We start from the raw sequence: 19726 nt of genomic DNA, 5'->3' as shown, positions 1-19726 counted from the left end.
GGGGTGTCCGATGGCCCAGTTCAGCGTCAATCCGCAGCGCTTCGACCCCTACAAGAACTTCAAGTTCCGCGTGAAGTGGGACGGCCGCTTCGTGGCCGGCCTCTCCAAGGTCGGCGCGCTGAAGCGCACCACCGAGCTCGTCGAGCACCGGGAGGGCGGCGATCCTTCCACGACGCGCAAGTCGCCCGGCCGGACCAAGTTCGAGGCCATCAGCCTGGAGCGCGGGGTCACTCACGACGTGGAATTCGAGCGCTGGGCCAACAAGGTCTGGAACTACGGCTCGGGGCTCGGGGCGGAAGCCTCGCTGAAGGACTTCCGGAAAGACATCATCGTCGAGCTCTACAACGAGGCGGGGCAGCTGGCGAAGGCGTGGAAAGTCTATCGCTGCTGGGTCTCGGAGTTCCAGGCCCTGCCCGAGCTCGACGCCAACGCCAACGCCGTGGCGATCGAGTCCATCAAGCTCGAGAACGAAGGCTGGGAGCGCGACACGGACGTCGTCGAGCCCGCGGAGCCGAGCTTCACTGAACCGGCCTGATGCTGAACGCCCTGACCCCTCCGGCGCGGCTTGCGGCGCACGAGCAGGGCGCGCGGCTTCACCCGATCGATCGGGCCATCGTCTTGCTTCGCCTGGCGACAGATGACCCAAGCGAGGATCTGGCGAGCTTGCCGATCGGGGTACGCGACCGCCGCCTGCTCGATCACCGTCGTGCGACGTTCGGCGACCGGATTCCCTGCCTGATCGACTGTCCGGCCTGTGCGGCCACGCAGGAGTTCGAGCTCTCGGCGGCCGCGCTGGCCGACGGCCTCGCGGAGGCGCCTGAGGGGGAAGCGACGCTGGAGCTCGACGGCTGGCGGGTTTCGCTGCGTCCGTTGGCCAGCCGCGATCTCGCCTGGGCCAGTCAGGCTCGCGACGCGAATGACGCCGCCTCGGTCCTGTTGGAGCGTGCGGTGGCGACGGTGCAGGGTCCGGGCGGTCAGGACAAAGGCGACCTCCCCCCGCCCCTGTGGAACGCGATCGAGGCCGAGGTGTCGGCGCGCGAGGCCGCCGCCGAAATCAGCCTGGATTTCACCTGCGCCGACTGCGCCGCGTCCTGGATGGCGGCGTTCGACATCGCCGCCTGTTTCTGGAGCGAGGTGGACGCCGACGCGCGCCGCCTGCTGGCGGAAGTCGCCGCCCTCGCCGAGCGGTTCGGCTGGTCGGAGACGGAGATCCTGGGTCTCAGCTCGGCCCGGCGCCGCGCCTACCTCGAACTGGCGGGGGCGGGATGAGCGGGGTCCTGACACGCCTTGCCGAACGGGCGCTCGGGGTCGCCATGGTGCGGCCGAGGCTCGGCGGCCTGTTCGAAGCCGCGCCAGTCCGCCTGGAACTCAGCGAGACGGAGGCGGAGAGCCCGGCCGCTCCCCTCGCGGCCACGCCACCGCCCACGGGCGCGGCGGCCCCGCTGCGGGCGGCCCTGCGCGAGCGACCTGCCTCGACGCGGCGCGAGTCGCCAAACGCGCTCGACGTGACCGCATTCGAGCCGCCGGAGCCGACCGCGCGCGCCAGGGCGCCTGGATCGGAGATCTTCGCCGCCGCGCCGACGCCGTCCGAGGCCCCGGCGCGCATCGAGCGGCCGCCTTCTCCGCCGCGCGCCGACCGCATCGCAACACCCCCTGCGCGCAGCCGTCGGGGCACGGTTTCGTCCGAGTCCCCTGATCCGCCCGCCCAGGCCGCCTCCTACCGTCCGCTCCTGCCGGAGCGCGCGCCGCTTGCGACAGCTGGCCCTGCGAGGTCCCCGCGGCCCGAGCGTGCGCCGCAAGGCGAGCCGGACATCAACATCACCATAGGCCGCATCGAGGTCCGGGGCGAGCCGGAGCGCCGCGCACCCAAGGCACCGGCCCGGCCGCCGCCCAAGCTAATGCCACTGGAGGAATATCTGGCCAAGGGCCGTGGGAGGCGCGGTTGAGCAACGCCCTCGCCATCGCCTCGGTCACGCGCCTGCTCAAGGACCTGCTCAACGACGCCGTCATCAACGGCGACGTGGGGGGTCAGATCGGCGTCGACGTGGTCGTGTCGGCCCTGCCGCCGGACCGGGTGCAGGCCGAGCTGGGCGACAACCAGCCCAGCCGGTTGAACCTCTTCCTGCATCGGGTGACGCCGAACACCGCGCTGGCCAACACCGACCTGCCGACCCGGGACAGCCGCCACCAGCTGGTCAACCGGCCCCGGCTGGCGCTCGACCTGCACTACCTGCTGACCGCCTACGGCGTGCAGGAGCTGCAGGCCGAGATCCTCCTCGGCTACGCCATGTCCATGTTGCACGAGACCTCGATGTGGCCGCGGGCGATGATCCGCGAGGCGCTCGAGGGCGGGGTCAACGGCGCCATCCTGCCGCCTGTGTTCCAGCAGACCGACCCAGCCAAGCTCGCCGACCAGCTCGAGCTGATCAAGGTCACGCCGCAGAACCTCTCCCTGGACGACATGTCCAAGATCTGGACGGCGCTGCAGACCAACTACCGCACGACGGTGGCCTATCTGGTCTCGGTGGTGCTGATCGAGCGCGATCTGCCGAAGCGCACAGCGCTGCCGGTGCTCTCCCGCGGCCCCCTGGACCCGGGAACCGGTCGCGACGCGGGCGTCTTCGTACAGCCCGAGCTCACCCCTGCGACGCCCGTCCTGACGCGCATCTCGCCGCCGGGCGATCGGCCGGCGATGCGGCTCGGCGACACGGTCGCCTTCCTCGGCCACCATCTCAACCATGGAGAAGCGACCGTGCGGTTCACGGACACCGAGACCGGCGCGACTCTGGACCTTTCCCCCGCCACCGCGCCGACGCCAGGCCGGCTGGAGGTGGTGCTGCCGCAGGGCGCGCCGCTGGCAGCGGGCGCCCCGCTGGAGGACACCGGCGCGGACCCCGGGGCGTGGCGCGTAGGCTCCTATCTGGCCGATGTGGTGCTGGTCGAAGCCGGTCGCGTGCGGACCACCAACCGACTGCCGATCACCCTGGCGCCGCGCGCCGCGCCGGTGGCCGCCCCCGAGGCCGGCGGAACGCGGATCACCGTTGGGTGTCAGCCGCGGATCCTGGAGACGCAGTCGGTGGCGATCGTCGCGGGCGTCTCCGAGCAGGTCTTGCCGCCGCTCGGCGGCGACGTCGACGAAGTCGACGCGCTGTTCGCGGACCTGCCGCCCTCGGCCGGCCTGCCGGTGCGCCTGCGGGTGGCGGGCGTCGACTCCCTGCTCATCGACACCGCGGCCAAGCCGCCGCGCTACGACCCCACGCAGCTGGTGGCCGTGCCATGAACCAGATGCCGCAGGGCGGCTGGGCCGCCGACAACCGCCGCCGCCTCAATCAGGAGATCGAAGCCATCGCGGCGGCTCTGGCCGGCCGCGAGCCGCAGGGCGAAATCGAAGCCGGGCTCTCACCGCCGGCCCGCGTCGACACCATGGCCGCGGTGTTCGGCTTGGGACCGGTGGACACTCTGCTGTTGCTGCTGGCCGCCGCCGCCGAACTCGAGCCGGCGCAGCTCCACGGCCGGCGGCCGACGCTCGGCATGGCGCTGCAGCTGGCGGGCGACGAGGTCCGGGCCGCCATCACCCCGCAGTCGCCCCTGCGGCGCTGGCGGATGATCGACCTGGAAGGCGGCGGCGCGCAGGCGGAGCGCGTCCTGAAGCTAGACGAGCGGGTGCTGAATCATCTGCTGGGCGTCGACTATCTGGATCCCCGCCTCGATGGCCTGGTGGCGCCTGTGGAAAGCCTCGCCGATCCGGCTCTGGCTGAAGCCGAGATGGCGGTCCGCCTCGAACGTCACTGGGTCGCCGACGATAGCGGCTGGCCGATCCTCCAGCTCTGCGGGGCAGGCGTCGAGACCAAGCAGATGGTGGCCGGCGCCCTATGCCTGAAGCGCGGCCAGCGCCTGTTCCGGCTGTCGCGGCCGGACATCCCCAGATCCGCCTTCGAGCGTCACGCGCTGGCCAGGCTTTGCGACCGGGAGATGGCCTTCAGCGACGGCGTCCTCCTGATCGACGGCGAGGGCTCCGGCGACGACGAGGACCGGATCGCCGCCGGGTTTGTCGACCAGCTGCTGGGCCCGGTGATCCTCGCCGGTCGCGACGCCCTGACCCTGCAGCGGCCGCGCCGGCTGCGCATGGACATGCCCACCCCCTCCGTCGACGAGCGCCGGGACCTTTGGCGCCAGGCCCTCGGCCGCGACGCTGACGCTCTGGGCGATCGCCTGGACCAGCTGGCCGAGCAATTCGTGCTCGATGCGGCCGGCGTGCGGGCGGTCGTCGAGTTGGCCGACCAGCCCCTCCAGCAGAATCCGGAAGCGCTGTCCCACCGCCTCTGGGACGCGGCCCGCGCCCAGGCGCGTCGCAAGCTCGACGACCTCGCGGAACGCATCGAATCCCAGATGTCCTGGGACGACTTGGTGCTACCGGCCGACCGGCTGTCGCAGCTCCGCGACATCACGGTGCACGTCCGCCGCGCCCACCAGGTGCACGGCCGCTGGGGCTGGGCCGACCGCGGAGCGCGCGGCCTCGGCGTCACCGCGCTGTTCGCCGGCCCGAGCGGCACCGGCAAGACCATGGCCGCCGAGGTGCTGGCGCAGGAGCTTCGGCTCGACCTCTATCGCATTGACCTCAGCCAGGTTGTCAGCAAGTACATCGGCGAGACCGAGAAGAACCTGCGCCGGATCTTCGACGCCGCCGAGGCCAGCGGCGCGATCCTGCTGTTCGACGAGGCCGACGCCCTGTTCGGCAAGCGCTCAGAGGTGAAGGACAGCCACGACCGCTACGCCAATGTCGAGGTGAGCTACCTCCTGCAGCGGATGGAGGCCTACAAAGGCCTGGCGATCCTGACCACCAACCTGAAGGGCTCGCTCGACATCGCCTTCATGCGGCGCCTGCGGTTCGTGGTCGATTTCCCCTTCCCCGATGCGGCGTTGCGCTCTGAAATCTGGCGGCGCATCTTCCCGGCCGAAACCCCAATGGCGGGCGACGATCCGGCGCGGATGGCGCGGCTGTCGGTCTCCGGCGGGACGATCCGCACCATCGCCATCAACGGCGCCTTCCTTGCCGCTGAGGCCGGCGAGCCGGTCTCCACCCGCCACCTCGCTGCGGCCGCCCGACGCGAATACGCCAAGCTAGAGAAGCCGATCACCGCCGCCGAATTCGGGGGGCTGGGATGAGCCGGCGCGTAGGCGTGACCATCGACCGGCTGGTGCTGGACGGCGTGTCGCCCCGGGACAGAGTGGCCTTCGAACGCGCTCTGCGGGCCGAGTTCGCGCGGGCGCTGACCGGTGCGACCAGGAGCGGCGAGCTGAAGGACGTAGCCTCGACCTCGCGGCTCGACGCCGGGACCACCGCGTCTCCAGGCGACGGCGGCGCCGTCGGCCGCCAGATCGCCGGCCGGCTGACCGGGGGGCGCCGATGAGGACGTCTGCGAGAACCCGGCGCCCGAAGCGGGCCGAGACTGCGTCTAGCCTGCGGATCAGCGCGCCGACCGACCTGCACGAGCGCGAGGCCGATCGCGCCGCCGATGCAGTGCTGTCGAACACCTCCGAGGCTCCCACGATCACGGTCCTGCGGTCCGGCGTGACGGCGTTGAAGCCGGCCGCTGGCGGCTCGTCCGCGCCGAACGGCGGGCGGTTCGGCGGCGCGCTGGCGTCGGAATCAAGCCGCGGCGCGCCCTTGGGGCATGGCGAGCGCCGCTTCTTCGAGCCGCGGTTCGGGCGCGACCTCAACCAGGTCCGCATCCACCAGGGCGCGGCGCCCGACCAGCTCGCCCGCACCGTGGGCGCGCGTGCGTTCACCCGCGGCCAGCACATCTTCCTCCGCTCCGGCGAGCCGGTCGCGGCGTCGCCGGGCGGCCGTCGGCTGCTCGCCCACGAGATCGCCCACACCCTGCAGCAAGGGGCCGGCGGCGGCTTGATCCAACGCGCTGCGGCGCCCAGCGCGGGGGGCGGCCAGCCTTCCAGCGGCGGCACCGTCGGCGGATTCTTCGCCAACATCGGCCGCGGCATCGCCGACATATTCGGCGACGAGCCCGACTACTCCGACGACGACCTCGCCCAGTACCTGAAGGACCTGAAGGCGCGCGACGCCATCGAGGACGACTTCGATTCCGACAACAAGGCCCGCGCGGTCGTCCGCAAGAAGCTGAACCAGAAGGAGAACCTGCGCACCAACATCCTGCTGGTCGAAGAGCTGCTTTCAGGCGCGGCGCTAGACGACGATGAAGCCGCGGTGCTGTCGGTCCTGCAGTTCCTCTCGCCGGCCGGCCGCGAAACCCTGGGCGAGGCCATCGGCCTGGAGCGGCTCTACGACAAGTTCGACGGTTCTGAGCTGGACCAGCTCTACGTCTTCTTCCCGGTGCTGGATTCCCTGCACCCGCGCCGCGGCGACAAGTCCACGGTCCAGACCCTCGCCGAGTACATCAAACGCTGGAACAAAGAGCACAGGCTGACCATGAGCTCGGCGGAGACGTTGACGCTGGCGCGCGGCTGCATCGGCATCACGGCGCTGGAGATCGGCACCCTCGGCAACCCGGATCTCAGCAATTGCTACGAAGGCTTCGCGGCGGCGCTGGCCGCGCAGAAGAAGATGGACGCCTATCTGGCGGCCAATCAGGCCGACCGCAAGGCGATCATCTTCTCGAAGCGGTTCTGGACGGAGGAAAAGCCTCCCGCCGACAAGAAGACCGGCAAGGTGGACATGAGCGGCTACGACTACTCTCCGCGCCCCGAGCCGAACATGACCAACTTCGACTATGGTCTCTACGACGAGAAGTCCGGCAACTGGTGGCACGCCAACCACTGCGACACAGCTACACTCGCCAAGCCGAAATGCGGCGGCGCGATGGAGGTCTACGAGAGCACGCTGGAGCACTATTCGCGCCCGCTGCAGGACTTCAACCGGCAGATCTTCTGCGTCGGCGTGGCGGTGAAGCGATGAGCCCGCAGCGCATCCAGGAGCTGCGGCCGGAGATGTCCGGCGAGCAGGTGACGCTGGAAGGCGTCGCCAGCGACTTCAAGGCCGCGGCCGGGGTGGTGCTCGACGGCGGCGGTTCGGTGCTGCTGGAGGGCAAGCGCTGGTGGGAGCCCAAGCGGCGCGGCCAGCGGGTGACGGTGGCCGGCGTGCTGCGCTTCATGCCCCCGGGCCCTGATGAGCCGGGCGCGGCGCAGCGCCAGCAGACGCCCCATGGCCGATGGACGCTGGAGAACCCGCAGGTCGAGGACGAGCCGTGAGCACGCTCGTCCTGCGCAATCCCGCTGCGCCGGCGATAACACCGGCCCCCTCGCCGCTCCTGCAGCGCAAGTGCGCCTGCGGAGCTTCGGCGGGGGTGATGGGCAAGTGCGCCGGCTGCGACAGCGATGAGCGCGTGGGTGTCCAGACCAAGCTCAAAGTCAGCCAACCCGGCGATCCCTACGAGCTCGAAGCCGATCAGATCGCGGAAGGCGTGGTGAGCGGCGCGGGTGCGGCGAGCGCCCTTCCGGCGATCACGCCATTGGTCCAGCGAGAAGAGGCCCAACCCGAGGACGATGACCGCCTCGCAACGCTTCAGCGGCAGGCCGCCGAAGATCTCGACCAAGACGTCCAGGCCAAGGTGGCGGTCGGGGCGGCGCCCGCGGGCGGCGCGCTTTCCCGCTCGGACCTCGGCGGCGCCGGCGGCGCGCCTCTGCCTGGTGAAGCGCGCAACTTCTTCGAGCCGCGGTTCGGCCGCGACCTGGGCCATGTGCGAATCCACGACGGCGGAACGGCCGCGAGCCTCGCCAGGGACGTCCGGGCCCGGGCCTTCACCTACGGCGCAGACATCTATTTCGGGCAGGGCCAGTACGACCCGGTCTCCACCGAGGGACGGCGGCTGCTCGCCCACGAGCTCACCCACACCGTGCAGCAGGGCGCCGGCCGGGGCCTCGTCCAGCGCAAGGCGACGCCGGAGCCGGGCTCCGCGCCCGCGACGGTGCGCGTGCCCATGGACAGCGCGCAAAATCCCAACGAGGCCGCGGCCGAGGCGGTGGTGGCCGACCTAGGCGCCGAGCACGCCGGTGCCGGCGAGGCACCGCCCCCGGCCGTAGGCGGCGCGGCCCCCAGCGACGGGTCCGCCAAGCTTCCGGCGTCCCTTGGGCGGGCGATTCTCGCGGCGAGCGGCGGAGCACCCTTGCCCGCGCATGTGCGCCAGCAGCACGAGCCGCGCCTGGGCACGCGGCTCGATCACGTCCGGGTGCACCAGGGCGGCGACGCCGCGGCGGCGGCTGAAGCCCTGGACGCACGCGCCTTCACTTTCGGCTCGGACATCTGGCTGGGGGCCGGCGAGAGCCTCGCCGATGGCGCACTCCTGGCGCACGAGCTGACCCACGTCGCCCAACAGGCCCCGCGCGGCCTCGAGGGCGGCGAAGAGCGGGTGCAGGCGGTCCGCCGCCACTACTATTCGCTGCCGCCGCTCGGCAAGGGCATCAGGGGTCCCGGCGACCGCTCCCACGACTACGTGCAGGAGATCCTCGGCAAGCACCCGCCGAACGCCGGCCTCTTCTCCGAGACGCCGATTCCCGGCGGCGCGGCGACCGGCAACGACGGCCGGGCCGACTTCGTGAAGACCGACACAGGGGTCTACTTCGGCGTCACCTTCTCGGGCAAGCAGCCGCAGTTCCTGCCGGTGCTGGCCAAGAAGTCCATGAAGAGCGGCGTGGTGATGACCGCCACGGAGCACAAGGCCACCGCCACGCCGATCGGCGACGCCGGCTCCAACGCATGCGGCGCGAAGCTACCTGGCCCGTCGGCGGCCAACGGCATCTGCCGGATGGGGGCCGGCCCGAACACCATCTCCATCGCCGATCTGAAGCCGAACTACGAAGCCGAGACTCTGCTCGGGACCGGGCAGGTCGGCCGCTACATCACCGCGATGGACGCCCTCAAGGCCAAGGTTGACACCTTTGCCACCGGCCCGTCGGCGCCGATCAACCCCGCGGGCGCGGAGTGGAAGCCGAAGACCGAGCGGATGAAGACCGTTGGCATCCCCGGCAAGTTCGAAATCCCAACCACGGCGTCGCCCAAGTTGGAGGTGAAGCTTTTCGTCGACGGAGTGCAGACCCGGGTGTCGGAAATGGCGGTCCTGAAGATCGCAATGCCGAGCGACGGCATCATCACCTACGACTTCATCCCGGTGCACATGCTAGGCGCGGGAACCGCCACGACCGGCGCGGCGGCGACGACCAGCACCATCGTGGATGCGAAGACAAAGCTCACGCCGGTCAAGGAGAAGCTCAAGGAAGAACCGAAGCGCGTGGCCACCCTGCGGCGGCCACGCCGCGCCGAGCCGCGCCCCCGGCTGGCGCTGAAGCGCGACAAGCTCGAAGCCAAGGATCCCTACAACTTCAACACCTGGAAGACCGAGAGCTTCAAGCCCTGGCATGCGGCCGCCGTCACGGCGACCGGCGGTGAGGATAAGAAGGCGCTGACCGAGCCCTCGACCGAAGCCGAGAAGCGGATGAAGGACGAGGCCGTCCGCCAGATCAACGAACGGCAGAAGACGGGCTTCAAGACGGCCCCCACCGGCACGCTGGAGCGTACGCGCGAGCTGGAGGTCGTTCAGCACTGGGTCAACCACGGCGAGAAGTACGGGCGCCTGCGACAGGTCTTCGGCTCCACCTACGTGAAGGTGGTCAAGACCTACGACAGCGTCAAAGAGAGGATCGAGCAGAAGGTGGCCGCTGCCAAGGCGCGGATGGGCAAGAAGGCCGGCGGCTCCGGCGGCATCAAGGGCGCCGTCCTGGCCGCGCTGCGCGGGATCGCCGGCACCCTGCTCGGCCTCTTCATCCGCGACGTCGGCCACCGGCTCTATATCGCCGTCCAGAAGGGCGGCGCGGTGCTGCTCAACAAATACTTCGGCGAGGAGATCGAGGAACTCGAGGCGCAGATCAAGCAGATCGAGGAGGCGGAAGCCGCCTTCAAGAAGATGATCCAGGAAGCTCTGGAGGAGAAGTTCGGCGAGCAGATCAAAGTCCTGGAAGACAAGATCAAGCAGGTCGAAGAGCTCGCCGAGACGGTCAAGGACATCGGCACGATCGTGAACGTCGTAAAGTGGGCCTACCGCATCGCACAGTGCGGCGCCCCGCCCCTGCTCGGCTGCATCCTGGGCCTGGTCGGCAGCGCCCTGGCGGAGGCGATCATCGCCGCCATTGTCGCCTCCTGCTGGTTCCAGCGCGAAATCGCCTATCCGATCGTCAGCGCCATGGGTCCGATCCGGGCCCTTCCCGGGGTGGTGGCCGACATCATCGCCACCCGGGTGCGGGGACTGCTGCCGGACTCGATCAAGCCGCTGATGGGCGAGGTCGATAAGACCGACATGGCCTCCAAGCCTAGCGACGTCGATTGCGACGCCGCCAGCAAGTACAACCTCGACCCCGGCCAGCGCGCCATGGCCGAGATGCTTCAGAATTACGACACGGAGCACGTCGAGGCGCTGATGGCGGCGCTGAAGCACCTGGGCGTCGATTCCGACAGCCCCGACCCCGGAGCCACGGTCACCGAGGCCGACGTCGCCCGGATCAAGGCGCTGCTCGACAAGTACTCGAAGGAGAAGCTGGAGGAGATCGTCAAGACCACGCCCGCGCGCCCTCCGCGCTCCGGGACGACGAAGGAGTTCACCGACGACCTCGACGCCGCCGGTGCGCCCGCGCCGCAGGCCGGCGGGCAGGCCGCGCCGGCCGGACAGGGACCGAGCGCCGAGGAGCTGAAGCGGGAAGGCGCCCAGGTCGCGCGGCTGCTCAAGGCTTCTAGCCTGCCGCCAAACTCCGAAGCCTTCGCCCCCAGGGACCACCAGCCGGGCGAGACGTTCCACGTCTTCTACGCGCGCAACCTGAAGATCCTCACCGGCGGCTACCAGAAGGTCACCGTGGTCTCGCGCAACGGCGATAAGAGCATGGTGGTCACCATCCATGCCGGCACGCGATTCTACGACGTCGACGGCACACTGGTCGAAACCACCACCGCCACCTTCAACGACACCTACAAGATCATGGGCGAGGGGCCCGGCCCGGCGCCCGCAAAGGCGCCCAGCGGGAGCAAGACGCCATGATCGGCTATTCCCGCTCGCCGCGGCTGACCAAGGCCGGCCTGGTACTGATCGATCCTGACAGCGGGGCGATCGTTAGGCTGATCAGCCTGCAATACAACGCCGAGACCCTGACCCGCAGCCTGCAGATTCAGTCGATCGGTGAAGACGGCGACCGCAGCCAGGCGCTGCGGCTCAAGGGCCCGCCGATCGAGACCTTCACCCTGGAGGCGGTGCTCGACGCGACCGACCAGCTGGAGTTCCCCGACGCCAACGCCGCCGCCGCGGAGTTCGGCCTCTTTCCGCAGATCGCCGCCCTCGAGACCCTGATCTATCCGACCAGTGCCCAGCTGAAGAACCAGGACGCCCTGGCCTCGGCCGGCACGCTGGAGATCGCCCCCATGGAGACACCCTTGGCGCTCTTCATCTGGAGCCGCAGCCGCATCGTACCGGTGCGGGTGACCGAGCTCTCGATCACGGAAGAGGCGTTCGATCCGGCGCTCAATCCGATCCTGGCGAAGGTGAACCTGTCGCTCCGAGCGCTTTCCGTCGACGACCTCGGCTTCAAGCACCGCGGCGGCGGCCTGTTCATGGCCTACCTGACGGCCAAGGAGCAGCTCGCCCGGCGCGGCCCGACCGCCACCCTTTCCACCTTCGGCGTCGCGAGCCTCACATGACCAATCCCATCGAACTGCTGTTCGGCGCGGGCCTGCTGCCCAAGACCGATTTCCCGGCGGAGAGCCGCTATCACGGGATCGGCGTGCGGGCGATCACCGCCGCCGACGGGACCACGACCGCCTATCTGGCGCGGCGCGTCTGCCCCTCGCCCGAGCGATTCGCCACGCTCTCGGTGCATCGCGTGCAACAGGGCGAGCGCCTCGACCAGACGACGGTCAAGCTGGTCGGCGATCCGGAGCAGTTTTGGCGGCTCTGCGACGCCAACGGCGCGATCTGGCCGCAGGAGCTGGAAGTCGAGGACGCCCGGGTGCGGCGGACCCTTCCCATCGACGTGCCCGCTCCGGAGGAGAACCGTTGATCAAAGGGCTGACCCTCTCGCTGATGATGGGCCCGGGCGTGCCGCTGACGGCGCCGCGCGCAGTGCTGGACGCCCTGCAGAGCGTCAAGGTCACCAACGAATCCACCGACATCCAGAGCGGGTTCGAGCTCAGCTTCCTGGTGGAGAAGAACTCCCCGCTGATCAGCCTGTTCATGCTCACCGGCGCGGCTGCGATCCCGTTCTTCCGGGTGCTGCTGACCGTCGGCCTGTCGGGCCGTTCCGAGATCCTGATCGACGGGGTCGCCACCCAGACCCAGCTCGCGCCGGGCTCCGGCGGGCGTCCCGCGACCCTGACCATCCAGGGCAAGGACCTCTCCGCGGCGATGGACATCCTGCCGTTCGACGGCCTGCCCTATCCGGCGATGCCGCCGATCGTGCGCGTGCTGCTGATCCTGGCCAAGTACGCCTTCCTGGGGGTGATCCCGAAGGTTATCCCGACCCTCGACGAGCCGCCGCTGCCCACCGACCGGATCCCCCGCCACGCCGGGTCGGACCTGGAGTACCTGCGCGCGATGGCCGAGGAGGCCGGTTACATCTTCAAGATGGAGCCTGGGCCGACGCCAGGGACCTCCTTCGCCTACTGGGGCCCGCAGATCCACATCGGCACGCCACAGCCGGCGCTGACCACCGACAGTGGCCATGCCGACAACGTCGAGAGCCTCTCCTTCCGCTACGACAAGGAAGGGACCGAGATCCCGATCGTCTTCATCCACAACCAGCTGACCAAGGTCCCAATCCCGATCCCAATCCCGGGCGAGATCCCGTTCATGCCGCCGCTGGGGCTGGTGCCGCCGCTGCCGCCCAAGATCACGCCGCTGAACGACACCGCCCGGCTGTCGCCGATCGGCGCCCTGGTGCGCGGCTTCGCCTACGCCGCGAAGCATTCCCAGGCGGTGCAGGGCTCCGGCACGCTCGACGTGCTGCGCTACGGGCGGGTGCTGAAGGCCGGCGCGACCGTCGGTGTGCGCGGCGCCGGATACGCCTTTGACGGCGACCATCTCGTAGAGCGGGTCACCTCCACCCTCAACCGCGGCAGCTTCAAGCAGGACTTCTCCCTGCGTCGCAGCGGCTTGTTGCCCACGCAGGAGCGCGTCGTCGTATGACCTCCCCCAGCAAGTTCTACGGCAAGTATCGCGGCACGGTCGTCAACAACATCGACCCGATGATGACCGGCCGCATCCAGGCCATCGTACCGGATGTCTCCAACATCATGCTGACCAGTTGGTGCATGCCCTGCTTCCCGGTCGCAGGCATCCAGACCGGCGTCTACACGGTGCCGATGATTGGCTCGGGCGTCTGGATCGAGTTCGAGAAGGGCGATCCGGACTATCCGATCTGGACCGGTTGCTTCTACGGCTCGGCCGCCGAGGTGCCCGCGTTGGCACTGACGGTGCCGCCGGTGATCCCGGGCTTCACCATCCAGACCCCGCTGCAGAACGGGGTCACCATCAACGACGTCCCCGGCCCGCTCGGCGGCATCATGCTGAAGAGCATGACCGGCGCGACACTGATCGTGAACGACACCGGCATCTACATCCAGAACGGCAAGGGCGCTTCAATCGTCATGGTCGGCCCGGCCGTCACCATCAACAACGGCGCCCTGAGCGTCATCTAGCGGGAGACGAGCCATGCCCGGACCCGTGCTGCATCTCGGCGCCACCGTCCTCTGTTCCCATGGCGGCATGGCGACGCCGACGACGCCGTTCCCGCGCGTGCTGGTCGCGGGCCAGCCGGTGGTGACCATCGCCAGCCCCTACGTCGTCGCCGGCTGCGCCTTCGTGCCGCCCGGCGGCAACGGCCCGTGCGTCACGGCGCAGTACGTGACCTCGGCCGCGCGCGTCCTCGCCGGCGGCATGCCGGTGCTCCTGCAGGACAGCATGGCGGTCTGCGCCCCCACCGGCACGCCGACGATCAACGCCGTCGTCCAGCCGCGCGTGATCGGGAGCTGAGGCCGTGCAGCTCGATTACCCCTTCCACTTCGACGCACGGGAACGGACGGCCGAGACGGACCTGAACGATCACGTCCGCGACCTCATCGAGCAGCTGCTGTTCACCCAGGCGGGCGAGAGGGTGAACCGGCCGGACTTCGGCTCCGGTGTCATGCAGCTGGTCTTCAGCGCCGCGTCGCCGGAAGTGGCCGCCGCCGCCGAGTTCCTGATCCGCGGCGGGTTGCAGCAGTGGCTCGCCGACCGTCTGCGGGTCTCCGAGGTCAAGGTCGAGGCGGTCGAGGCCGAGCTGAACATCCGCATCGACTATGTGGTACTGGCCACCGGCGAGACGGTCAGCTCCGAGTTCCAGCGGGGGCTCGCGCCATGATCTACCACTGCTGCGACGAGCGCCGCCGCCGGGGCGTCCGCGAGCACCCGGTGCTGAACGGGATCGACTACCTCGAGGTGCTCGACACCGAGGCGCCGGCGGGATCGCCGCGCCAGCGCACCCTGCTCGTGCGGTTCGTGAAGCCTGCGCCGGCGCTCGCGGCGGAGAACTTCGAGATCACCGGCGGCGAGCGGATCTCCGACGTCGAGGTGCTGTGGGTCACGCCCGCCGACGCCCCCGACGCCGCGCTGGTCACGGCGGCCGAGGCGGCCTATCTGACCGGCCTGTCCGAGCCGGAGCAGGTGGTCGCGATACGGACAAGCTCCAATGGCGACTACTCGACCTACACCCTGCACCTGGTCGCCGCCGCTGCCGCTCTGGCGCCGCCGGCGGACATCGACCCGCTGCTCGCCCGGGTCACCTTCTCGTTCAAGGTCGAGTGCCCGAGCGACTTCGATTGTGCGCCGCAGGATCTCTGCCCAACGGAGGCCCGTGAGGCGCCGCCGATCAACTACCTGGCCAAGGACTTCAAGAGCTTCCGCCGGCTGATGCTGGACCGCATGGCCCAGACCCTGCCGGAATGGCGCGAGCGGAACGTCGCCGACCTGGGCGTCGCCTTGGTGGAGGTCCTGGCCTATGTCGGAGACCAGCTCTCCTATGCCCAGGACGCGGTGACGACCGAGGCCTATCTCGGGACCGCCCGGCGGCGGGTGTCGGTGAGGCGGCACGTGCGGCTGGTCGACTACGCCATGCACGACGGCGCCAACGCCAGGGCCTGGGTGCAGGTGCGGGTGGCCGCCTCGGTCGACCTGGTCGCCGCCGACACCAAGTTCCTCACCCGGCTGACCGGCCAGGAGGTGCGTGTGGCGCCGGCCGGCGATCCGCTCTTCGACCGGTTGCTGCTACAGCGCCCGCTGGTCTTCGAGCCCCGCGAAGACAAACGACTGCTGCCGCAGCACAACGAGATCTACTTCCACGAGTGGGGCGAGCAGGAGTGCTGCCTGCAGAAGGGTGCCACCCGCGCGACCCTGGCCGGCGACTTCCCCCACCTGCGGGCGGGCGACGTCCTGGTCTTCGAAGAGATCCTCGGACCGCGCACCGGCGACGCCGCCGACGCCGATCCGGAGAAGCGCTGGGCGGTGCGGCTGGTGCAGGTGGCCGCCGGCCTGGTGGATCCCCTGAACGCGGTCGGCGAGGACCCGGCCCCGATCACCGAGATTCGCTGGCACGAAGATGACGCCCTGCCCTTCACCCTGTGTCTCAGCACGCGGGTGGACCAGGCGATCGTCAGGCCGGTGAGCCGGGTCCTGGGGAACGTCCTGCTCGCCGACCATGGCCTCAGTTACGAAGGCCAGCCGCTGGGCACGGTTCCGCAGCCCCATCTCCATATCGCCGCCTCCGGAGAGCGCTGCGAGCCGCCGACGCAGACCGCCGTGCCGCCGCGGTTTCGGCCGCTGGTTCCACGGGCGCCGCTGACCCAGGCCGCACCGACGCCGGGCGCCGGCGTTGCAGCCTCCGCGGTCCTGGTCCCGCCGCTGGGCGACGTGCGGCCGCAGATCATCTTGCACAGAGCCTTGGACGGGGCCCCGCCCGAGGTCTGGGGCGCCCAGCGCGACCTCCTCGGCAGCACGCCCGCCGATCCAGATTTCGTCGTGGAGGTGGAGGCCGACGGGGTCGCCCAGATCCGCTTCGGCGACGGACGGCGCGGCGATCGGCCGGCCTCCGGCAGCGTCTTCACCGCCGACTTTCGGATCGGCAACGGTGCGACCGGCAACATCGGCGCCGACTCCCTCGCCCATGTCGCGACCGGAATCGGCGACATCATCGGCGTGCGCAATCCCCTGCCGGCGCGCGGCGGTCGCACGCCGGAGACCATGGCCGAGACCCGGGTCGCAGCACCCCAGGCGTTCCGCATCCAGGAGCGGGCGGTCACCCCCGAGGACTACGCCGCCATCGCGCTGCGCCATCCGGGGGTGCAGCGGGCGGCGGCGACGTTCCGCTGGAACGGCCACGGCCACACGGTCTTCGTGACCGTCGACCGCTACGGCGGGCGGCCGATAACGCCGGAGTTCGAGGCCGAGCTGATCGCCTTCTTCGAGCCGTTCCGGATGGCCGGCTACGACTTGGAGATCGACGATCCGCAGCGGGTGGCCCTCGAGCTCGAGCTGCTGGTCTGCGTCGAGCCCGGCTACTTCCGCTCCGAGGTGAAGCAGGCGGTGCTGCAGGTACTGAGCGACCGCACCCTGCCGAACGGCGAGCGGGCCCTGTTCCACGAGGACAACCTGACCTTCGACCAGGACGTCCATCTCAGCGCCATCATCGCCCGTGTGCAGGCGCTGGACGGGGTGGAGAGCGTCACGCCGCTGCTGTTCCAGCAGCTGGACCAGCCGGATCCGCTGCCGCTGCAGACCGGCGTCCTGCCTATCGGCCGGCTGGAGATCGCGCGGCTCGCCAACGACCCCAGCTTCCCGGAACGCGGCAAGCTCAAGCTGAAGATGGGAGGCGGCAAGTAATGGCCCTTCCACCGCTGATCGCCGGCGTCCCCGACCGCGACCTGCAGCCGAACGACGATTGCGGCTGCTGCGACGGCATCGTCGTCGAGACGCCCACGGCGCTGGAGAACCGCCAGGGCCTTTCCGCCATCAACTACCGGCCGGGCGCCTGGGCCCAGTTCCAGGCCAGCCAACTCGCCCGGCTCTCGGCCGCCTCCAACCCCGCCCTGCGTCGGCTGAAGAGCCGTGAGAGCGACGACTTCTCGATCGCCCTGATCGACGCCTGGTCGTGCGTCCTGGACGTCCTCAGCTTCTATCAGGAGCGCAACGCCAACGAAGCCTTCCTGCCGACGGCGCTGGAGCGGCGCTCGTTGATCGAGCTCGGCCGGTTGATCGGCTATCGGCTCGATCCCGGCGTGGCGGCGAGCACCGACCTCGTCTTCTTGATGGACGCCCCGCCGGTGGTGGCCGCGGCGAACATCCGCGGGCAGATCCCCTCGCCTACGCTCGCCGTCGCGGCCGTCTCCATTCCGCAGGGCAGCCGCGTTCAGAGCGTGCCCGGGCCCGGCGACACCCCGCAGACTTTCGAGACGATCGAGCCCCTGTCCGCGCGCGTGGAGTGGAACGCGATCCGGGCGCGGCAGACCGAGGTGCGCCCGCCCGCGAACGGCGACACCGGGGTCTGGCTCGAGGGAGTCGCCACCAATCTGAAGGTGGGCGACGCGATCGTCATCGTCGGAAACGAGCGCCTCAAAGACGACCCCGGCGCCGAACGCTGGGATTTCCGCAAGCTCACCGCCGTGGCGACGGACCCCGAGCTCTATCGCACCTGGGTGGAGTTCACCCACGCCCTCGGCTCGGTCGATCCCCTGGCGCTGACGGCTCAGGCCGGTCACCGCATCTTCGCCCTGCGGGCCCGGGCTTCGCTGTTCGGTTGGAACGCCCCGCATCCCATCCTGCTCTCCGACGGCGCACGGACCCGCTACGGATTCACCGACAACTCGGACTGGGCGTTCGAGATCGACGACAGCGAACTGATCCTCGACGGCATCCAGGACGGCTGGGGGCCCGGCTCACTCGTGGTCCTCACGACGCCTGGCTATACCGAGCTCTACGTCGTCGAGGAGTCGGGGGACGACGGCGTCGCCAAGTACGCCATGAGCGCCCGGACGACGCGCGTCAGCCTCGACAGCAACGAGCACCTTACCTTCTTCGAGAGCGCCTACCGAAGGGTCTCGGCCTACGGCAAGAGCGAGGAGCTCGCCTTCGCCGAGACCCCCATCATCGATCCGGTCATGGGCGAGTCCATCGAGCTTTCCGGGCTGGTCGACGGCCTGGAGGAAGGTCGGGGGGTCGTCGTCCGGGGCCGCCGCGCCCAGGCGATCGTCGCCGTCGAGGATCTGGACCTCGTGGAAGCGGGCGACGAACGCCCCCTGGAGCTAGACGAGCGGGTCACGCTGCTGGCCGAGCCGCAGCCGGTCTCCGGATCCGACGACTATAACTGGCGGCTGCGCGCGCCCGGCGGCTTCGAAGGCTCGCTGACCGCGCCGCTGAGCAGCCTGGCGTACGTCGAGGCCGAGACCAGCGCTGAGATCACAGCCGAGCCGGCGACGGTCGCTGCGATCACCCTGACCGATGAGACCCACGCCGAGCTGAAGCTGGATGAGCCGCTCGCCGCCGCCTACGACCGGCCCACCGTCCGGATTCACGGCAACATCGCGGCCGCCACCCACGGCGAGACCACCCAGGAGATCCTCGGCGACGCAGACGCTGGCAAGCGGTTCCAGGCCTTCCAGTTGAAGCAGACCCCGGTGACCTATGTGTCGGCGGCCACGGAGACCGGCTCCGCATCGAGCCTGGAGGTGCGGGTCAACGACGTGCTCTGGGCCGAGGTCCCGACCCTCTACGGCCGCACGGGTCGCGAGCGGGTCTACGAGACCCGCGCCGGAGACGACGGGGCCACCGTGGTGCAGTTCGGCGACGGGACCACGGGCGCCCGGCCGCCCTCGGGCCGCAACAACATCGTCGCCACCTACCGCAAGGGGATAGGCAAGGCCGGATCGGTGGCCGCCGGGACGCTGACCACCGCGCTGGATCGCCCGCTCGGGATGAAGGAGGTGTTCAACCCGATCGCCGCCGCCGGTGGGGCCAATGCGGAGCTGGACGTCGACGCCCGGGAGAACGCCCCGGTGACCACGTTGACGCTCGGGCGGCTGGTCTCGCTCCGCAACTACGAGGACTTCGCCCGCGGCTTCGCCGGCGTCTCCAAGGCCAAGGCGGACTGGGCCTGGGACGGCGAGGCCCGGCGAATCCTGGTCACAGTCGCGGGCGTGGACGGCGCGGCGGTCGATCCGGCCACTGGCGACCTGTTCGACAATTTGGTGAAGGCGCTGCGGACCTTGGGCGATCCCCTGGTCCGGATCGCCGTCGCCACCTATCGGCCGGCGTACTTCAAGCTCGCGCTCAAGGTGCTGGTCCACGCCGACTACCTGTCGGACCTGGTCCTGGCGAAGGTGGAGGCGGCGCTGCGGGACGCCTACAGCTTCGACAGCCGCGGCTTCGCGCCCCTGGTTTCAGGCAGCGAGATCATCGCCACGGTGCACGGGGTGGCCGGCGTCGAGGCGGTCGATCTCGATCTCTTCCATCGCACCACGGCACCCAACGCCGCGCCGATCCTTCACCAGCGGCTGGTCGCGCAACCCGCCAGTCTCGTCGGCGGCGAACTGCTCGCCGCCGAGATCCTCACCCTCGACCCGGGCCCCCTGACGCTGACGGTGATGTCATGAGGATGACGGGGGAGGCCCTCTACCAGCTGCTGCCGGCGATCTACC

At 70.1% G+C, this 19726-nt stretch carries 17 protein-coding genes; all 17 read left to right on the top strand.

Annotation, left to right across the window (positions count from 1 at the left end; genetic code table 11):
* Nucleotides 1–10 precede the first annotated feature (10 nt).
* The 17 genes from QFZ27_RS09575 to QFZ27_RS09495 are packed head-to-tail and all read left to right on the top strand — an operon-like array spanning nucleotide 11 to nucleotide 19681.
* Nucleotides 11–535, top strand: coding sequence for a phage tail protein (locus QFZ27_RS09575; protein WP_429226010.1), 525 nt, complete (start codon nucleotides 11–13; stop codon nucleotides 533–535).
* Complete coding sequence (locus QFZ27_RS09570; protein WP_429226008.1) at nucleotides 535–1269, top strand: hypothetical protein; 735 nt, start codon at nucleotides 535–537, stop codon at nucleotides 1267–1269. The genes QFZ27_RS09575 and QFZ27_RS09570 overlap by 1 nt, the downstream gene beginning before the upstream one ends.
* Entirely contained in the window at nucleotides 1266–1946 is a 681-nt protein-coding gene (locus tag QFZ27_RS09565; RefSeq protein WP_429226006.1) for a hypothetical protein, read from the top strand. The genes QFZ27_RS09570 and QFZ27_RS09565 overlap by 4 nt, the downstream gene beginning before the upstream one ends.
* On the top strand, nucleotides 1943–3280 hold the full coding sequence (locus tag QFZ27_RS09560) for a Pvc16 family protein (protein WP_429226004.1): 1338 nt from the start codon (nucleotides 1943–1945) through the stop codon (nucleotides 3278–3280). The genes QFZ27_RS09565 and QFZ27_RS09560 overlap by 4 nt, the downstream gene beginning before the upstream one ends.
* On the top strand, nucleotides 3277–5166 hold the full coding sequence (locus QFZ27_RS09555) for an ATP-binding protein (protein ID WP_429226002.1): 1890 nt from the start codon (nucleotides 3277–3279) through the stop codon (nucleotides 5164–5166). The genes QFZ27_RS09560 and QFZ27_RS09555 overlap by 4 nt, the downstream gene beginning before the upstream one ends.
* Entirely contained in the window at nucleotides 5163–5411 is a 249-nt protein-coding gene (locus QFZ27_RS09550) for a hypothetical protein (RefSeq protein ID WP_429226000.1), read from the top strand. The genes QFZ27_RS09555 and QFZ27_RS09550 overlap by 4 nt, the downstream gene beginning before the upstream one ends.
* Nucleotides 5408–6931, top strand: a complete 1524-nt coding sequence (locus QFZ27_RS09545; protein WP_429225999.1) for an eCIS core domain-containing protein — start codon at nucleotides 5408–5410, stop codon at nucleotides 6929–6931. The genes QFZ27_RS09550 and QFZ27_RS09545 overlap by 4 nt, the downstream gene beginning before the upstream one ends.
* Complete coding sequence (locus QFZ27_RS09540; protein WP_429225997.1) at nucleotides 6928–7224, top strand: hypothetical protein; 297 nt, start codon at nucleotides 6928–6930, stop codon at nucleotides 7222–7224. Before QFZ27_RS09545 ends, QFZ27_RS09540 begins: the two co-directional genes overlap by 4 nt.
* A complete protein-coding gene (locus QFZ27_RS09535) occupies nucleotides 7221–11054 on the top strand; it encodes an eCIS core domain-containing protein (RefSeq protein ID WP_429225995.1) in 3834 nt (1277 codons plus the stop codon). The genes QFZ27_RS09540 and QFZ27_RS09535 overlap by 4 nt, the downstream gene beginning before the upstream one ends.
* The gene (locus QFZ27_RS09530) at nucleotides 11051–11707 is read left to right on the top strand and encodes a hypothetical protein (RefSeq protein ID WP_429225993.1); all 657 of its coding nucleotides are present in this window, start codon (nucleotides 11051–11053) and stop codon (nucleotides 11705–11707) included. Before QFZ27_RS09535 ends, QFZ27_RS09530 begins: the two co-directional genes overlap by 4 nt.
* Nucleotides 11704–12066, top strand: a complete 363-nt coding sequence (locus QFZ27_RS09525; protein WP_429225991.1) for a hypothetical protein — start codon at nucleotides 11704–11706, stop codon at nucleotides 12064–12066. The genes QFZ27_RS09530 and QFZ27_RS09525 overlap by 4 nt, the downstream gene beginning before the upstream one ends.
* Complete coding sequence (locus tag QFZ27_RS09520; protein WP_429225989.1) at nucleotides 12063–13190, top strand: hypothetical protein; 1128 nt, start codon at nucleotides 12063–12065, stop codon at nucleotides 13188–13190. Before QFZ27_RS09525 ends, QFZ27_RS09520 begins: the two co-directional genes overlap by 4 nt.
* The gene (locus QFZ27_RS09515) at nucleotides 13187–13702 is read left to right on the top strand and encodes a phage baseplate assembly protein V (protein WP_429225987.1); all 516 of its coding nucleotides are present in this window, start codon (nucleotides 13187–13189) and stop codon (nucleotides 13700–13702) included. The genes QFZ27_RS09520 and QFZ27_RS09515 overlap by 4 nt, the downstream gene beginning before the upstream one ends.
* A 13-nt stretch (nucleotides 13703–13715) precedes the next feature.
* Complete coding sequence (locus QFZ27_RS09510) at nucleotides 13716–14036, top strand: hypothetical protein (protein ID WP_429225986.1); 321 nt, start codon at nucleotides 13716–13718, stop codon at nucleotides 14034–14036.
* Nucleotides 14037–14040: 4 nt separating this feature from the next.
* Nucleotides 14041–14403, top strand: a complete 363-nt coding sequence (locus QFZ27_RS09505; RefSeq protein WP_429225984.1) for a GPW/gp25 family protein — start codon at nucleotides 14041–14043, stop codon at nucleotides 14401–14403.
* The gene (locus tag QFZ27_RS09500) at nucleotides 14400–16916 is read left to right on the top strand and encodes a putative baseplate assembly protein (protein ID WP_429225982.1); all 2517 of its coding nucleotides are present in this window, start codon (nucleotides 14400–14402) and stop codon (nucleotides 16914–16916) included. Before QFZ27_RS09505 ends, QFZ27_RS09500 begins: the two co-directional genes overlap by 4 nt.
* Nucleotides 16916–19681 carry a putative baseplate assembly protein gene (locus QFZ27_RS09495; RefSeq protein ID WP_429225981.1) on the top strand — a complete coding sequence of 922 codons (2766 nt, stop codon included), beginning with the start codon at nucleotides 16916–16918 and terminating at the stop codon, nucleotides 19679–19681. Before QFZ27_RS09500 ends, QFZ27_RS09495 begins: the two co-directional genes overlap by 1 nt.
* Nucleotides 19682–19726: the final 45 nt, after the last annotated feature.

Origin of the sequence: Inquilinus ginsengisoli, from assembly GCF_050434925.1 — a bacterium.
Classification (GTDB): domain Bacteria; phylum Pseudomonadota; class Alphaproteobacteria; order DSM-16000; family Inquilinaceae; genus Inquilinus; species Inquilinus ginsengisoli_B.
The sequence above is the reverse complement of the archived record's forward strand: the minus strand, read 5'-3'. Positions and strand labels throughout refer to the sequence as shown.

Coding starts and splice junctions, on each gene's coding strand:
- QFZ27_RS09575 (WP_429226010.1), top strand. CDS start 11: ATGGCCCAGTTCAGCGTCAATCCGCAGCGCTTCGACCCCTACAAGAAC.
- QFZ27_RS09570 (WP_429226008.1), top strand. CDS start 535: ATGCTGAACGCCCTGACCCCTCCGGCGCGGCTTGCGGCGCACGAGCAG.
- QFZ27_RS09565 (WP_429226006.1), top strand. CDS start 1,266: ATGAGCGGGGTCCTGACACGCCTTGCCGAACGGGCGCTCGGGGTCGCC.
- QFZ27_RS09555 (WP_429226002.1), top strand. CDS start 3,277: ATGAACCAGATGCCGCAGGGCGGCTGGGCCGCCGACAACCGCCGCCGC.
- QFZ27_RS09550 (WP_429226000.1), top strand. CDS start 5,163: ATGAGCCGGCGCGTAGGCGTGACCATCGACCGGCTGGTGCTGGACGGC.
- QFZ27_RS09545 (WP_429225999.1), top strand. CDS start 5,408: ATGAGGACGTCTGCGAGAACCCGGCGCCCGAAGCGGGCCGAGACTGCG.
- QFZ27_RS09540 (WP_429225997.1), top strand. CDS start 6,928: ATGAGCCCGCAGCGCATCCAGGAGCTGCGGCCGGAGATGTCCGGCGAG.
- QFZ27_RS09530 (WP_429225993.1), top strand. CDS start 11,051: ATGATCGGCTATTCCCGCTCGCCGCGGCTGACCAAGGCCGGCCTGGTA.
- QFZ27_RS09525 (WP_429225991.1), top strand. CDS start 11,704: ATGACCAATCCCATCGAACTGCTGTTCGGCGCGGGCCTGCTGCCCAAG.
- QFZ27_RS09515 (WP_429225987.1), top strand. CDS start 13,187: ATGACCTCCCCCAGCAAGTTCTACGGCAAGTATCGCGGCACGGTCGTC.
- QFZ27_RS09510 (WP_429225986.1), top strand. CDS start 13,716: ATGCCCGGACCCGTGCTGCATCTCGGCGCCACCGTCCTCTGTTCCCAT.
- QFZ27_RS09500 (WP_429225982.1), top strand. CDS start 14,400: ATGATCTACCACTGCTGCGACGAGCGCCGCCGCCGGGGCGTCCGCGAG.
- QFZ27_RS09495 (WP_429225981.1), top strand. CDS start 16,916: ATGGCCCTTCCACCGCTGATCGCCGGCGTCCCCGACCGCGACCTGCAG.